The organism is Salmonella sp. SJTUF15570 (assembly GCF_043357055.1).
Lineage (GTDB): Bacteria > Pseudomonadota > Gammaproteobacteria > Enterobacterales > Enterobacteriaceae > Salmonella > Salmonella enterica.
Map to the genome: position 1 here is coordinate 451,113 of NZ_JBEUKJ010000004.1, position 16,204 is coordinate 467,316.

General features: G+C 52.8%; 14 protein-coding genes. 8 read left to right on the top strand and 6 right to left on the bottom strand.

All coding sequences use genetic code 11. From position 1 onward, the window contains the following. Nucleotides 1-16: 16 nt before the first annotated feature. Nucleotides 17-532 (bottom strand): outer membrane protein OmpX, encoded by a 516-nt coding sequence (ompX, locus tag ABVN44_RS10920; RefSeq protein ID WP_000716763.1) that lies wholly within the window; start codon nucleotides 530-532, stop codon nucleotides 17-19. Between the two features lie 353 nt (nucleotides 533-885). On the opposite strand from ompX, the gene rhtA reads away from it, so the two are divergent. From rhtA to ybiO, 6 genes are all read left to right on the top strand, one after another. Further along, nucleotides 886-1,773 carry a threonine/homoserine exporter RhtA gene (gene rhtA / locus ABVN44_RS10925; protein WP_001119555.1) on the top strand — a complete coding sequence of 296 codons (888 nt, stop codon included), beginning with the start codon at nucleotides 886-888 and terminating at the stop codon, nucleotides 1,771-1,773. A 302-nt stretch (nucleotides 1,774-2,075) separates the two neighbouring features. Beyond that, nucleotides 2,076-2,579 (top strand): DNA starvation/stationary phase protection protein Dps, encoded by a 504-nt coding sequence (gene dps, locus ABVN44_RS10930; RefSeq protein WP_000100805.1) that lies wholly within the window; start codon nucleotides 2,076-2,078, stop codon nucleotides 2,577-2,579. 476 nt (nucleotides 2,580-3,055) lie between these two features. After that, entirely contained in the window at nucleotides 3,056-3,802 is a 747-nt protein-coding gene (gene glnH / locus ABVN44_RS10935; protein ID WP_000838671.1) for a glutamine ABC transporter substrate-binding protein GlnH, read from the top strand. Between the two features lie 145 nt (nucleotides 3,803-3,947). Beyond that, nucleotides 3,948-4,607, top strand: a complete 660-nt coding sequence (glnP, locus tag ABVN44_RS10940; RefSeq protein WP_001159076.1) for a glutamine ABC transporter permease GlnP — start codon at nucleotides 3,948-3,950, stop codon at nucleotides 4,605-4,607. After that, nucleotides 4,604-5,326 carry a glutamine ABC transporter ATP-binding protein GlnQ gene (glnQ, locus tag ABVN44_RS10945; RefSeq protein ID WP_000569093.1) on the top strand — a complete coding sequence of 241 codons (723 nt, stop codon included), beginning with the start codon at nucleotides 4,604-4,606 and terminating at the stop codon, nucleotides 5,324-5,326. The genes glnP and glnQ overlap by 4 nt, the downstream gene beginning before the upstream one ends. 118 nt (nucleotides 5,327-5,444) lie before the next feature. After that, nucleotides 5,445-7,667, top strand: a complete 2,223-nt coding sequence (gene ybiO, locus ABVN44_RS10950) for a mechanosensitive channel protein (protein ID WP_063054249.1) — start codon at nucleotides 5,445-5,447, stop codon at nucleotides 7,665-7,667. On the opposite strand, the gene rlmF is transcribed toward ybiO, so the two are convergent. Beyond that, nucleotides 7,664-8,590, bottom strand: coding sequence for a 23S rRNA (adenine(1618)-N(6))-methyltransferase RlmF (gene rlmF / locus ABVN44_RS10955; RefSeq protein ID WP_001275964.1), 927 nt, complete (start codon nucleotides 8,588-8,590; stop codon nucleotides 7,664-7,666). The genes ybiO and rlmF overlap by 4 nt on opposite strands. 204 nt (nucleotides 8,591-8,794) lie before the next feature. Between rlmF and ABVN44_RS10960 the strand changes: the two genes are divergently transcribed. Both ABVN44_RS10960 and ybiJ read left to right on the top strand, forming a co-directional pair. Continuing rightward, a complete protein-coding gene (locus ABVN44_RS10960; RefSeq protein ID WP_000146330.1) occupies nucleotides 8,795-9,061 on the top strand; it encodes a DksA/TraR family C4-type zinc finger protein in 267 nt (88 codons plus the stop codon). A 284-nt stretch (nucleotides 9,062-9,345) separates the two neighbouring features. Continuing rightward, complete coding sequence (ybiJ, locus tag ABVN44_RS10965) at nucleotides 9,346-9,606, top strand: DUF1471 family protein YbiJ (protein ID WP_000849089.1); 261 nt, start codon at nucleotides 9,346-9,348, stop codon at nucleotides 9,604-9,606. Nucleotides 9,607-9,761: 155 nt separating this feature from the next. Here the strand turns inward: ybiJ and ybiB are convergent, their stop codons facing one another. From ybiB to ABVN44_RS10985, 4 genes are all read right to left on the bottom strand, one after another. Then, nucleotides 9,762-10,736, bottom strand: a complete 975-nt coding sequence (gene ybiB, locus ABVN44_RS10970; protein ID WP_023138452.1) for a DNA-binding protein YbiB — start codon at nucleotides 10,734-10,736, stop codon at nucleotides 9,762-9,764. A 29-nt stretch (nucleotides 10,737-10,765) separates the two neighbouring features. Further along, nucleotides 10,766-12,910: an ATP-dependent DNA helicase DinG gene (dinG, locus tag ABVN44_RS10975; RefSeq protein WP_001218630.1), complete on the bottom strand. Its 2,145-nt coding sequence runs from the start codon at nucleotides 12,908-12,910 to the stop codon at nucleotides 10,766-10,768. A 207-nt stretch (nucleotides 12,911-13,117) separates the two neighbouring features. Further along, a complete protein-coding gene (rhlE, locus tag ABVN44_RS10980; protein WP_023232305.1) occupies nucleotides 13,118-14,482 on the bottom strand; it encodes an ATP-dependent RNA helicase RhlE in 1,365 nt (454 codons plus the stop codon). 181 nt (nucleotides 14,483-14,663) lie between these two features. Continuing rightward, nucleotides 14,664-16,204: iron-containing alcohol dehydrogenase (locus ABVN44_RS10985; RefSeq protein ID WP_393942366.1), on the bottom strand; the 1,541-nt coding region annotated here is incomplete at its 5' end.

The following is a 16,204-nucleotide window of genomic DNA, read 5'->3' on the forward strand; positions in this document are numbered from 1 at the left end:
ATTTTCACCGACGTGATTAGAAGCGGTAACCCACGCCAGCAATCCAGGTGCCAACGTCAACGCTACGAATACGGCTCTGCTCGTAAGAGAAGTCCAGAGCAACATTTTCCATCGGGTTGAATTGCAGACCAGCGCCATAGGAGAAGCCATAATCGCTGGTGTCATGCTTGTAGGTTGGGTAATCGGTCGTCTGGAATTTACCGTAACCCACACCGACTACACCGTAGATGCTCGCCCAATCGTTCAGACGGTAAGCCGGGCCGGCAGTGATGCCGTAGTACTGACCTTTGTTGTAATCGCCCGCACCGTTAGTACGATCTTTTTCGGTGTAGGTGAAGGAACCGATTACGCCCAGCGGGTTGTCGTCCTGCTCGTAACGATACTTCAGGTTGAAACCGCTCATTTTATTCGCTACGCCCTGCGCGTCGCTCTGAGCGTAACCACCGGTAACGGTAGAAGTAGCAGCTACTGCAGTACCTGCGGAAAAAGCCAGAACAGCGGCCAGTGCTGAAAGACATGCAATTTTTTTCATAACCACCTCAAATGTGCTTCAAGTAAGTCCTAAGTTTTAAATATATCAAAAATTAATGGGAAACTCTTTGCGATTCACGGTGTCTAAGGGCGCCTTTCATGTAACAGAACGTTTCCATATCGCGCTATCTTATTCAATTAACATCACTTTTCCGGCTGATTGCACCAATAATGCGCGTGCGACGCGATACATTCATCCAGATTATTCCTAAACTAACAGTCTATTTATCCATCAATTTAAGTTCATTTTATGAAATCCTGGAAATTTTTTTTCAACGAATCCTAAACCGCCACGGGGAATTTCCATTACACTGCCACCTCTACTCGTACTGACATTTTTTGACAGGAGAAAGGATGCCGGGGTCAACACGTAAACTACCAGTCTGGTTGCCCATTTTGGTTTTGCTCATTGCCATGTCCTCTATTCAGAGTGGCGCTTCACTGGCGAAATCGTTATTTCCTCTTGTCGGCGCGCCGGGCGTAACGGCGCTTCGTCTGGCGTTGGGAACGCTTATCCTTATCGCCTTTTTCAAACCCTGGCGTTTGCGTTTTGCCAAAGAGCAGCGGCTGCCTTTACTGTTTTATGGTCTGTCGCTGGGCGGGATGAACTATCTATTCTATCTGTCGATTCAGACGGTGCCGTTGGGTATTGCGGTCGCGCTGGAATTTACCGGTCCTCTGGCGGTCGCGCTGTTTTCATCCCGGCGGCCGGTAGATTTTATTTGGGTCGTACTGGCTGTGCTTGGGCTCTGGTTCCTGCTGCCATTAGGGCAAGATATGTCTCACGTCGATCTTACCGGGGCCGCGTTAGCGCTCGGCGCTGGCGCCTGTTGGGCTGTCTATATTCTTACCGGCCAGCGAGCAGGCGCGGAACATGGTCCGGCCACGGTGGCGGTAGGCTCGCTGATTGCCGCCATCATTTTCGTGCCGATTGGCGCAGTTCAGGCTGGCGACGCGCTATGGCACTGGTCGATTCTTCCCTTAGGGTTAGCGGTCGCTGTGCTTTCTACGGCGCTGCCTTATTCACTGGAAATGATTGCGCTGACGCGCCTGCCAACCCGCACCTTCGGTACGCTGATGAGCATGGAACCCGCGCTGGCCGCCGTTTCCGGGATGATTTTTCTGGGCGAAACGCTTACGGGCATACAAATCATGGCCCTGTGCGCCATCATTGCCGCCTCAATGGGTTCTACCCTAACGATTCGACGCGAACCGCAAATTAAACAAGTTGACGTAAAATAGTTTCTTATTCTGCATGATGTGCATAATCATGCAGAATATCACCTCGTTATTCACCTTTTATTATTGCGCTATTACTTCGTCATTTTTTGTCATATTTTTTCTCATTTTTTACATTAAAATGAGAATTATTACCCACCAAACAGCAAACTCGTCTAACCAGTTGATTTTTAATCAAAATAAATATTAAATCTTGTCTGTACTATTAAAGTGATAGGTAAATTCAAAAAAGCAAAGTTAAAAACCGGTGCTATACTTATTTTCGTTAATTACCTGGGACACAAACATCAAGAGGATATGAGATTATGAGTACCGCTAAACTGGTAAAAACAAAAGCGTCTAATCTGCTTTATACCCGTAACGATGTATCAGAGAGCGATAAAAAAGCGACGGTTGAGTTGCTTAATCGTCAGGTGATCCAGTTCATTGACCTGTCGCTGATCACGAAACAGGCCCACTGGAACATGCGCGGTGCTAACTTTATTGCCGTTCATGAGATGCTGGATGGCTTCCGTACCGCACTGACCGATCATCTGGATACTATGGCCGAGCGTGCCGTACAGCTTGGCGGTGTGGCGTTAGGCACCACGCAAGTTATCAACAGCAAAACTCCACTGAAAAGCTATCCGCTCGACATCCATAACGTGCAGGATCACTTAAAAGAACTGGCCGATCGCTACGCTGTTGTCGCTAATGATGTTCGCAAAGCTATTGGTGAAGCCAAAGATGAAGACACTGCCGATATCTTTACCGCCGCATCACGCGACCTCGATAAATTCCTGTGGTTTATCGAATCCAACATCGAATAAATCTATCTCTACCCTGAATACTTCGAGTTGCAGGAAGGTACAAACGCAGCGAATCCGCAGAAGCCTGACTTCCGTCGGTCACTGAAGCGAACGCACCTGCAACTTGATGTACACAGGTATATAAGTCATCCCTATACCCCTGCCTGGCACAGGGGTTTTGCACTTAAATAGTGCACACGTCTTGTACTCCCCTCCGATAAAAGTGAATTATTTGTAATAATTACATCACACAATCGTTAATTAAAGATTGTTTTAACAACAATTTTTACGCTAAATAGACCCTGTATCTCTACTTTGTTATTCATGCACTAAATCAGTGCCCCAAAACGGTGCGGCATACTGGTTTTGCCCGACTTATTGTGCACAGGAATGGTTCACGCTTCTGTTAAAACAATGAGTTACATAATTGGCATGATTTTTTCATTACGCTACATGTTCTCGCAGGGGATCGCCCCGTGGATAGAAAAGGAAATGCTATGAAGTCTCTATTAAAAGTTTCACTGGCTGCACTTACCCTGGCTTTTGCGGTGTCTTCGCACGCCGCGGATAAGAAACTCGTTGTGGCAACCGATACGGCGTTCGTTCCGTTTGAATTTAAACAGGGCGACAAATACGTCGGTTTTGATGTTGATCTGTGGGACGCTATCGCGAAAGAACTGAAGCTGGACTACACCCTGAAACCGATGGATTTCAGCGGCATTATTCCGGCATTACAAACCAAAAATATCGATCTGGCGCTGGCGGGTATTACGATTACGGACGAGCGTAAAAAAGCGATCGACTTTTCCGATGGCTATTACAAAAGCGGTCTGCTCGTGATGGTGAAAGCCAACAATAACGACATTAAAAGCGTTAAAGACCTCGATGGCAAAGTCGTTGCCGTGAAGAGCGGAACCGGGTCGGTGGATTACGCGAAAGCGAATATCAAAACCAAAGATCTGCGTCAGTTCCCGAACATTGATAACGCGTACATGGAATTAGGCACCAACCGCGCAGACGCCGTTCTGCACGATACGCCGAACATCCTGTACTTTATCAAAACCGCAGGCAACGGCCAGTTCAAGGCGGTAGGCGAATCGCTGGAAGCACAGCAATACGGAGTTGCCTTCCCGAAAGGCAGCGATGAACTGCGCGAGAAAGTCAACGGCGCGCTGAAAACGCTGCGTGAGAATGGCACCTATAACGAAATCTACAAAAAATGGTTCGGTACAGAACCTAAATAAAACGACCTGATGTTGGCTTGTGGCCCGGTAGTGAGGACGCTCACCGGGCCTACAGCTCTTTTCCGTGACGGATAAGACACTTTCACGCCATTTCCGCGCCGGATAGAGCATTTGACTATTTACACCACGGTAACAGGAACGACATATGCAGTTTGACTGGAGCGCCATCTGGCCCGCCATTCCGCTTTTGCTTGAGGGCGCTAAAATGACCCTGTGGATCTCGGTCCTCGGTCTGGCTGGCGGCCTGGTTATTGGACTGGCGGCAGGTTTTGCCCGTACGTTTGGCGGCTGGTTCGCCAACCACATCGCCCTGGTTTTCATTGAAATTATTCGCGGCACGCCCATCGTTGTCCAGGTCATGTTTATCTACTTTGCCCTGCCGATGGCATTTAATGATTTGCGTATTGATCCGTTCAGCGCAGCGGTCGTGACAATTATGATTAACTCCGGCGCTTATATCGCGGAAATTACTCGCGGCGCAGTACTATCCATTCACAAAGGTTTTCGCGAAGCGGGTCTGGCGCTGGGCCTTTCTCGCCGGGAAACCATCCGCCATGTTATTTTACCGCTTGCTCTGCGCCGTATGCTGCCGCCGCTGGGCAATCAGTGGATCATTAGCATCAAAGACACCTCGTTGTTTATTGTTATCGGCGTAGCCGAGCTGACCCGTCAGGGCCAGGAAATTATTGCCGGTAACTTTCGCGCCCTGGAAATCTGGAGCGCCGTGGCCGTCTTCTATTTGATCATTACGCTGGTGCTGAGCTTTATTTTGCGTCGTCTTGAAAGAAGGATGAAAATCCTGTGATTGAATTTAAAAACGTCTCCAAGCACTTTGGCCCCACCCAGGTGCTGCATAACATTGATTTAAACATCCGTCAGGGCGAAGTGGTTGTGATTATCGGCCCTTCCGGTTCGGGTAAATCCACGTTATTACGCTGTATCAATAAACTGGAAGAGATCACCTCCGGCGATCTGATTGTCGATGGTCTGAAAGTCAACGATCCTAAAGTAGACGAACGGCTGATTCGCCAGGAAGCCGGCATGGTGTTTCAACAGTTTTATCTGTTCCCGCATCTGACCGCGCTCGAAAACGTGATGTTCGGTCCTCTGCGCGTGCGCGGCGTAAAGAAAGAAGAAGCGGAAAAACAGGCGAAAGCTCTGTTAGCGAAAGTTGGACTGGCGGAACGGGCGCATCACTACCCCTCCGAGCTTTCCGGCGGTCAACAACAGCGCGTCGCCATTGCCCGAGCGCTGGCAGTGAAGCCGAAAATGATGCTCTTTGACGAGCCAACCTCCGCTCTGGACCCTGAACTGCGCCATGAAGTGCTGAAAGTCATGCAGGATCTGGCGGAAGAAGGCATGACCATGGTCATTGTCACTCACGAAATCGGCTTTGCCGAAAAAGTCGCCTCACGGCTGATTTTTATCGATAAAGGCCGTATTGCCGAAGATGGCAGTCCGCAGGCGTTGATCGAAAACCCGCCAAGCCCACGTTTACAGGAATTTTTACAGCACGTCTCCTGAGATATCGCCCTTCCTGCCCTGCGGCAGGAAGGGCATCATGGAATAGTCCCATTTCATTTTCCCTCCCCTGCGCCATCTATACTTAGTGTTTTGCGTCTCTTTTCTCACTGGAGGAGTCATGCGGTGGACCCTGTTCATCCTTTTTTGTCTACTGGGCGCGCCTGCCCATGCGGTCGCCATACCCGGCGTGACCACGGGGACATCAACCAGCCAGCAAGCAGCGCCAGAGCCCAGTCCTGAACAAAAAAAAGCGGCCTATGCGGCCCTGGCTGACGTACTGGAGAACGAGGCTTCACGTAACGAATTGATAGCGCAACTCCGCGAAGCCTCAACCACGCCGCCGACCGAGCCGGCGCCAGCGCTTGCGCCGCCTGCGGCCAAAGATGAGAAAACGGTACTGGAGAACGTCACCACCGTTACCCGTCAGTACGGCGATGCTTTCGCTACCCGTTTCGCCCAGCTTTATCGCAACATCACCGATGCGCCGCACAAGCCGTTTAACTCGCAAACCTTCACCAACGCGTTAACCCACTTTTTATTTCTGGCCGTCGCGGTATTTGGTTTTTATAGCGTGATACGGCTTTGCGCCCTGCCGTTATATCGAAAAATGGGCCTGTGGGCGCGCAAGAAAAACCGTGAACGCAGCAACTGGTTACAGCTCCCGGCGATGATCGTCGGCGCGTTTATTATCGACCTGCTGCTACTGGCGCTCACCTTATTTATCGGTCAGATGCTCAGTGATAATTTCCATGCGGGAAGTCGAACTATCGCTTTTCAGCAAAGCCTGTTCCTGAATGCCTTCGCGCTGATAGAGTTCTTTAAAGCGATTCTGCGGCTTATTTTTTGCCCTAATGTACCGGAATTACGCCCATTCGCGATTCAGGATGCGACAGCGCGTTACTGGAATCGCCGTATGAGTTCCCTTAGCAGTTTGATTGGCTACGGGCTAATTGTTGCCGTTCCGATTATTTCCAACCAGGTGAATGTTCAGGTTGGCGCGATGGCTAATGTGGCGATCATGCTCTGCATCACCATCTGGGCGCTGTACCTGATCTTTAAAAACAAAGCGGAGATTACGCAACATTTATTAAGCCTGGCGGAACGATCATTAGCCTTTTTTAGCCTGTTTATCCGCGCCTTTGCGCTGGTGTGGCACTGGCTGGCCAGCGCTTACTTTATCGTGCTGTTTTTCTTCTCGTTATTCGACCCAGGCAATAGCCTGAAGTTTATGATGGGCGCGACTGTGCGCAGTCTGGCGATTGTTGGCATCGCGGCGTTTATCTCCGGTATGTTTACCCGCTGGATAGCGAAAACCATCACCCTGTCGCCCCATACGCAGCGCAATTACCCGGAATTACAAAAGCGGCTTAACGGCTGGCTCTCCTCGGCGCTAAAAGTCGCACGCTTTTTGACCGTCTGCGTCGCCGTTATGCTGTTGCTCAACGCCTGGGGATTATTCGATTTCTGGCACTGGCTACATTATGGCGCGGGGGAAAAGATGGTCGATATCCTCATCCGTATCGCGTTAATCTTATTCTTCTCCGCCGTGGGATGGACGATTCTCGCCAGTCTGATTGAGAATCGCCTGGCCTCCGATATTCATGGCCGCCCGCTACCCAGCGCCCGCACGCGCACGCTGCTGACGCTGTTCCGCAATGCGCTGGCAGTGATTATCAGTACCATAACCATCATGATCGTGTTATCGGAAATCGGCGTCAATATCGCGCCATTGCTGGCTGGCGCGGGGGCGTTAGGTCTGGCTATCTCTTTCGGTTCGCAAACCCTGGTGAAAGATATTATTACCGGCGTCTTTATTCAGTTTGAAAACGGGATGAATACCGGCGACTTAGTCACCATAGGCCCGCTGACGGGGACGGTCGAAAGAATGTCGATTCGTTCCGTCGGCGTGCGGCAGGATACCGGGGCATACCATATTATCCCGTGGTCCTCGATCACCACTTTCGCCAACTTTGTGCGCGGTATCGGCTCAGTTGTCGCCAACTATGACGTGGATCGCCATGAGGATGCGGATAAAGCGAATCAGGCGCTGAAAGACGCGGTAACGGCGCTGATGGAGACGGAGGATATTCGCGGGCTGATTATCGGCGAACCCACGTTCGCCGGTATTGTCGGTTTAACGAACACGGCGTTTACTTTACGCGTATCGTTCACCACCCTACCGCTCAAGCAGTGGACGGTGCGTTTTGCCCTTGATAGCCAGGTGAAAAAGCATTTTGATCTGGCCAATGTGCGCGCGCCGGTGCAAACGTATCAGGTTCTACCCGCCCCCGCTGGCGGCCCGTCGCCTGATTCACTGCCGCCGCGCGAACCGACGATTTAGCGTTTACGGGTGATAAAACGGCGACGCTGGTCGTCATCCATAAAGGTCCAGGCAATAAAGCGGCTTTGCTTTTGCCCCTGGGCCATCTCTTTTTTCACCACTTTCACCGCGCCAGCCTCCGTCAACGCCCGGTAAAGCGGCGGTAAATTCTCGCCGCGCGACACCAACGTCGTAAACCACAACACCTGACGGCGGAAGGTTTGGCTTTCAGCAATCATTTTTTTAATAAAGGCGACTTCGCCGCCTTCGCACCATAGCTCCTGCTGTTGACCGCCAAAGTTCAGCGCATCATCTTTATTCTGCCCCAAATTGCGGCGCTTACGCTCGCTGCCCGCGCGGGCTGCGGCGGCGGAGTCGTGAAAAGGCGGGTTACAAAGCGTTGCGTCATAAAATTCATTTTTATGAATGATACCGGTAAAAATGGCCGCCGGATCTTTTTGCCGACGCAGACGAATGGCGCGGCTTAACCCCGTATTAGCCTGAATGATAGCCTGCGCGCTGGACATCGCTGCGTCGCTGACTTCACTACCGGTAAATCGCCAGCCATATTCATGGACGCCGATAAGCGGATAAATACAATTGGCGCCCACGCCCACGTCCAGAATAGTTGCCTGCGCCGGAATACTCCCTGTCGTTTCGCCAAGCAGATCCGCCAGATGATGGATATAATCCGCACGACCAGGCACCGGCGGACATAAAAACCCTGGCGGAATGTCCCAGTGTGTGACGGCATAAAAATGCGCCAGCAATGCCTTATTGAGCGCTTTTACCGCTTGCGGATTAGCAAAATCAACGCTCTGTTCACCGGCGGGCGTGCGGATAAGAAAGGACGTCAATTCCGGCGTGGTCTGACACAGTGCGGCGAGATCATAACGGTGTTGATGGCGGTTGCGCGGGTGTAACCCCGGTTTCTGGGCGGACATGGCATTCTCCTTTTAGCAGCGGCGTAAGATACCCGTATAACGCCACGGGGTAAATATACCACCGCGAATTCCCTGCCTCGCTCGTTTGATCGGATATCTGAATGACATTGGCTCTGCTCATGGTCTGAAAAGATCGCGCGATGCGATTTTTTCGCCTGACGGCGCTACACTTAACCTCAGGTACCCTAAAATCAGGAGAGCGTGATGGCATCCGGCTGGGCAAATGACGACGCAGTGAATGAACAAATCAACAATACCATTGAAGATGCCGTTGCCCGCGCTCGCGGCGAACTTCCCCACGGCGAAAGTCGCGATGAATGCGAATCTTGCGGCGATCCTATCCCTGAAGCGCGGCGTAAAGCCGTGCCGGGCGTTCGGTTATGCATAGCCTGCCAACAGGAGAAAGATTTACATAACGCAACATTTTCAGGATATAATCGCAGAGGTTCAAAAGACAGCCAGTTACGCTGACTTTTCTTTACCGAAACCGCCAGTATCATCCATTCCTTTACGCTCATGCTTTTTAGCGTTCTGCGTCGCAGAATGTGCCGTTAACCTCGACTCTGTAAAGCCAGATGACAAGAACGGTAAATTCCACCGTTGAATTAATTAATAATCAATAGGTTATTTGTCATTCAAAAATTTTGAGCAAGGCCGTCAATTCTATTCGATTTTATCTTTCGCAAAAAACCGTGATACTCATCACATCGACGGAACATCGTCCCATAAACAGAATAACCTGCGAGAGATTAATCATGAAAACCATTAAATATGCTGTTGCAGCCATCGCGCTTTCCACCCTTTCTTTTGGCGCTTTTGCCGCAGAACCGGTTAGCGCGTCTCAGACGCAAAACCTGCATAAAATCGGCGTAGTGTCTGCCGATGGCGCCACCACGCTGGATGGCCTGGAAGCTAAACTGGCTGAAAAAGCCGCCGCTGCTGGCGCAAGCGCTTATAACATCACCTCCGCCGTAGGTAATGACAAAATGAGCGGCACTGCGGTGATTTATAAATAATTTACCTGCCCGCCAGATTTCAGGCTGTAACATCGCTGTTGTTTGAATTCTGACGGGTATTACCCTCGTCTGTTTGCCAACAGACCCACTGCTCCAACCCTCATTAACCCTGTTTGTTACCCTTATTTGCCCGTCCGCCACTGGACGGGCTTTTTTTATTCGCTAAAAGCCTGTTCGACGCGCGCAAGCCCGTCTTCTAACGTCGCCGCCTCTCCCGTCGCAACCAGACAACAGGCCATTTGCGTTTTTAATGATTGCGGCACCGACTCGTGGCCGGCAAGGCAGCGCTCAATCCAGCGCGCGGTGATTTCAGGATCTTTAGTCGCAGGCAGTGAAAGCGGCTCGTCGTACGTGTCGCTCTGGCGCTCATGCAGTACCTGCACGCCGCGGCTATCAATCAGGCTAATTTGCGGACAGCGTTGCGGGTTGGCATAGACTTCGCCTTCGGTACCATGCATCAGCAAAGCCCGCCCGCCAATGCGGCTAAAAAAGGTCGCCACACGCGGAACATATTCAGGATGAGAAACGCTTGATAAACGCAGCGCGGCATCCTCAGCAAATGGCGTCGCCAGCTTGGCCAGTGAATGCGCGCTGTTGCGCACGCCCATCCGCCAGCGCATCGCCAGCTGTTTTTCCAGCGGCGGGCAGAGCGCGCTCACCGGGATAAACACCGGCTGGCGCCCGTCCAGTTTGGCCTGCGCTTGTCCGCCGTGTAGGGTGGGGACAATCCCCATCAGCTCAAATATTGTTTCCGTCAGTACGCGGGTCGGATCTTCACTGACGCCGTGTACTACAACTGGAAAGCCCAATTTATGCAGCAGGATAGCCAGCAACGGCGTTAAATTCGCCTGTTTACGCGCGCCGTTATAGCTGGGAATAACGACCGGCAACGGCCTATCTGCGGGCGGTGTCAGTTTGATGGTATGATTCTGCATGGCTTCATAAAAGCCCAGCATTTCGGCTTCGCCTTCGCCTTTAATACGCAGCGCCATCAATATACTGCCCATCTCCAGGTCGGGGACGTCGCCATTCAGCATTCGGGTATACAAACCGCGCGCGGTATCCAGATCCAGATCGCGGGCGTGATTTTTACCTCGCCCGATCTCTTTGATGATCTTGCGATAATCCATTGAAAGCTCCTTGAAGTGTGCTCACAGCATTAACGCCGTCGGCGGCGTGCAGGTTTTGCTTTTGGTTTTACTATAACGTCTGGCACGGCAGGCTGCTCTATCGGAAAAACAGGTAAGGCATTCAGTAAACGCTGTCCGTAGTTTTTGGTCAACAACCGCTTATCATAAATGACCACTTCTCCCCGACAGGCATGGCTACGGATCAATCGCCCTACCTGCTGAATTAAATTAAAAGACGCGCTTGGTAAACTTTGTACCTCAAACGGATAACGATTCAGACTTTTTAGCCATTCGCCTTCGGTGATCACGACCGGGCTGTCGATCGGCGGGAAGGCAATTTTATGGATATGGACCTGCGTCAGCAGCTCGCCTTTAAGATCCAGCCCTTCGGCAAAAGACTGAAGCCCAACCAGCACGCTGCGTTCGCCGCTCTCCACCCGTTTACGGTGCAGCTCCACCAGCCGGTAACGCGGCTGGTCGCCCTGGACCAGGAGGAGTAAGCGCACATCAGCGACATGCTCCAGAAAACGCTGCATCGCCCGCCCGCTGGCGAACAGTACCAGCATACCATGATGTTTTTTGCTCTCCAGTTGCTCACGAAAATAGGCCGCCATTTCGGCAATATGCTGCTCTTCGTTATCAATGGTGGGTTCGTAGCGCATTTGAGGAATCACCAGTTTCCCCTGTTCCACATGATTAAACGGCGAATCCAGCGCCACAAAGCGGTCGCCGGCTTTTTCTTTTAAGCCGCTCATTTCCTGCAGACGCGAAAAGCTATTGAGCGAGCGCAGTGTCGCCGAGGTGACAATAATGTGCGGTACGCTGCGCCATAACAATCTTTCCAGCTGATCGCTGACGCGGATACCGACACAATGGAACCAGACGTGGAGTTGCCCTTCGCGTATTTCACGCGTCGCCCATTTGGACACCGGCGCGCCTGAAGACTGCGCCATCGAAGCCAGCCGCCATAATTTACTTTGCGCCTCGAACATTCCCAGCGCCCGGTTCATCTGTAAAATCACCCGATGCAAACGCACAATATCGTGCGACCCGGTTTTTTCGCTGAGATCGTTGAGAAAGGATTCCGCCAGCCCACGCAGCGTCTCGGTCAGCTTCGCCAGTCGCTGGCAGATTTCCATGACCTCATCAGGCAACTCGCCCATTGCAAAACGGTGTTCCGCCTCCTGCGCTGCGGGCATATACAGATTAAGAATGGCATTGAGCGAGGCGATCAGTTCGTACACCTCCTCGCAATGGGCGTTAAGTCGCTCAGGATTCGCTAACGGCGGCGTGGTCTTAGGGCGAAATTGCTCCATGCAGGTCGCCACCAGTTTGCTGAACAGGTCCAGTTGCAAGCGATACCAGGAGGCGGTAATTTCCGCGCTCATCTCCAGCGCATCGCGCGCGACATCGGGCAGATGATGACCTTCATCCAGTACCAACAGCAGATGCTTTGGTTCCGGCAGTACGGCTTCACTTTCCATCGCCGCCATTACCAGCGCGTGATTCGCCACCACGACTTCCGCTTCCTGTATTTCACGTCGGGCGACAAAGAATGGACATTCGCGGTAATAGTGACAGTTGCGGTTCAGACAACTGGCTTTATCGGTACTTAATCGCCGCCACAGATCGTCGTCAATAGCAATGTCGGTATGATCCCGCAGACCATCCCATTTGTAACCGTCAAGATCCCCTTTCAGCCTGGCGCAGCGCTTTTGCTCTTCCTGGTTGTTAGGCGTCAGTTCGTCATCAAGAAAGGCGAGCAGATCCTGCTGCGTAGGCTCGCTACTGGCGAGCGCCGCCAGGTTTCGCGGACACACGTAACGCCCGCGGCCAAAGGCGGCGGTAAAGCGCAGATCGGGGATGATTTTTCGTAGCAGCGGCAAATCTTTGCTAAAGATCTGATCCTGTAACGCCACGTTAGCGGTACTGACCACCAGTGTTTTTTGCTCTTCCCGGGCAATGGCAATACCGGGAATAAGATAGGAGAGGGTTTTCCCGACGCCGGTCGGCGCTTCAATAGCCAGATGTCTCCCTTCTTCCCCGGCCAGCGTTCTGGCGACGTCAGCAATCATCTGCCGCTGCGGCGCACGGGGAATAAAGTCGGGAATCTGGTCCTGAAGCGCCTTATACCAGGCGGCGATTTGCGCTTTCAGCGCAGCGGTCAATGCCATGAGAAAACCTGAAGTACTGTATAAACAGCCACTATTGTGTCACATTTCAGGGGCGGGAAGTACCTTTTTTACCGGTTCTGGAAGGCGGCTCGCAACGCGATGTGTATTTTGCCGGATGACGGTGCAAGCACCTTACCCGGCCTACGTATTTGCATAGTCCGTAGGCCCGGTAAGCGTCGCGCTACCGGGCATGTTGCCGGATAAAATTTACTGGGCAGGCGTGATTCTGCGCGGGCGACGCGGCGGACGTGCTTTGTCGCCAGCGAGTTTCCCCTCGCCTGTGCGCGGTTTGGGTTTCGCCTTCGCCGCCCCGCTATCCTGACGTCGCGGCTGCTGACTGCGCCCCGCTCCTCCCTGATTTTGTCCGCGTCCACGACCGCCGCCGCCGCCGCGCTGCTGACGACCATTCTGAATCGGCTCCGCTTTAATCGACGGGTCCGGCTCATAGCCCGGCGTCGTAATGCGTGGGATCTCTTTTTTCAGCAACTTTTCGATATCACGCAACAATTTATGCTCGTCAACACAGACCAGCGACAGCGCCTCGCCAGTTGCCGCCGCGCGACCGGTACGGCCAATACGGTGTACATAATCTTCCGGCACGTTCGGCAGTTCATAGTTGACCACGTGCGGCAGCTCTTCAATATCCAGACCACGCGCCGCAATATCCGTCGCCACCAGCACGCGAATATCGCCGGATTTAAAATCGGCCAGCGCGCGGGTACGTGCGCCCTGCGATTTATTACCGTGGATCGCCGCGCTGCGAATACCGTCTTTATTAAGCTGTTCCGCCAGATGGTTCGCGCCATGCTTAGTGCGGGTGAAGACCAACACCTGCTGCCAGTTGCCCTGGCCAATCATTTGTGACAGCAGTTCGCGCTTACGTTTTTTATCGACAAAGTGCACGTGCTGCGTCACCTGCTCTGAGGCCGTATTGCGGCGCGCCACTTCGATTTCCAGCGGGTTGCGCAACAGCTTTTCGGCGAGCGCTTTGATGTCGTCGGAGAACGTGGCGGAGAACAGCAGATTCTGACGCTTCGCCGGCAGTTTCGCCAGCACGCGACGAATGTCGTGAATGAAGCCCATATCCAGCATACGGTCGGCTTCATCCAGTACCAGAATCTCAATCTGATCCAGCTTCACGGCATTTTGATGTTCCAGGTCGAGCAGACGTCCCGGCGTCGCCACCAGCACATCCACGCCGCCGCGCAGTTTCATCATCTGCGGATTGATGCTTACGCCGCCAAATACCACCAGCGAGCGAATATTGAGATATTTACTGTAATCTCTGACGTTTTCGCCAATTTGCGCCGCCAGCTCGCGGGTTGGCGTGAGGATCAACGCACGCACCGGGCGACGACCTTTAGCGTGCGGCTGATGGGTAATCAGATGCTGCAACAATGGCAGGGTAAAACCCGCCGTTTTACCGGTTCCAGTCTGGGCGCTGGCCATCAGATCGCGGCCTTCCAGCACGGCGGGAATCGCCTGTTGCTGAATAGGGGTAGGTTCACGGTAACCCTGCTCGGCAATGGCGCGCAGGATATCAGGGTTTAATCCCAGGGAATCAAAAGACATAACTACTCCGGACCGCCCCGACCGTTGCCGGTGTAGTTTTCAGGGAGATGCTCAAATTTGGAATGACAAAAACCACAATGTCATGAAGGGGCGGAGTGTAGCAGTTTTTGTGATGCGGCGCATAAATTATCCTTACGGTGAGCCGCGGGGAAAATGACGCCCCGCGGCGGGGATCCATGCGTTATTGTTCAGCAAACGCCTCGCCGTAGAAACTTGCCAGCAGCAGTTGGCGCAGTTCCGATACCAGCGGATAACGCGGGTTAGCGCCGGTGCACTGGTCATCGAAGGCATCTTCAGACAGTTTGTCAACGTGTGCCAGGAAGTCAGCTTCCTGTACGCCTGCTTCACGGATAGACTTAGGAATACCCAGCTCAGCTTTAATGCTTTCCAGCCATGCCAGCAGTTTTTCAATCTTAGCGGCGGTGTGGTCGCCCGGCGCGCTCAGGCCCAGGTGGTCAGCAATTTCAGCGTAACGACGGCGTGCCTGCGGACGATCGTACTGGCTGAAAGCGGTCTGCTTGGTCGGGTTGTCATTCGCGTTGTAGCGGATAACGTTACAAATCAGCAGGGCGTTCGCCAGACCGTGCGGAATGTGGAACTGAGAGCCCAGTTTGTGCGCCATGGAGTGACATACACCGAGGAAGGCGTTGGCAAACGCGATACCGGCGATAGTCGCTGCACTGTGAACACGTTCACGCGCAACCGGGTTTCTAGACCCTTCGTGGTAAGACGTCGGCAGGTTTTCTTTCAGCAGTTTCAGGGCCTGCAGAGCCTGACCGTCAGAGAACTCAGAAGCCAGTACGGAAACGTAAGCTTCCAGGGCGTGAGTTACCGCATCCAGACCACCGAACGCACACAGGGACTTCGGCATATCCATCACCAGGTTGGCATCGACAATCGCCATATCCGGGGTCAGGGCATAGTCAGCCAGCGGATATTTCTGACCGGTTGCATCGTCGGTCACAACCGCAAACGGTGTGACTTCAGAACCGGTACCGGAAGTGGTGGTGACGGCGATCATTTTCGCTTTCACGCCCATTTTCGGGAACTTGTAGATACGTTTACGGATGTCCATAAAGCGCAGCGCCAGCTCTTCAAAGTGGGTTTCCGGGTGTTCGTACATGACCCACATGATTTTCGCGGCGTCCATCGGGGAACCACCGCCCAGCGCGATAATCACGTCTGGTTTGAAGGAGTTAGCCAGCTCAGCGCCTTTGCGAACAACGGAAAGCGTCGGGTCGGCTTCAACTTCGAAGAAGACTTCGGTTTCAACGCCAGCCGCTTTCAGCACAGAGGTGATCTGGTCTGCATAGCCGTTGTTGAACAGGAAGCGGTCAGTCACGATGAGCGCACGTTTGTGGCCATCAGTAATCACTTCATCCAGCGCGATGGGCAGAGAGCCACGGCGGAAGTAGATAGATTTCGGAAGTTTGTGCCACAACATGTTTTCAGCTCGCTTAGCAACGGTTTTCTTGTTGATCAGGTGTTTCGGACCAACGTTTTCAGAGATGGAGTTACCACCCCAGGAACCACAACCCAACGTCAGGGAAGGTGCGAGTTTGAAGTTGTACAGGTCACCGATACCCCCCTGAGAAGCAGGGGTGTTGATCAGGATACGCGCAGTTTTCATCATCTGACCGAAGTAAGCAACGCGTTCTGGCTGGTTATCCTGGTCAGTGTACAGGCAGGAGGTGTGACCGATACCGCCCATAGCGACCAGTT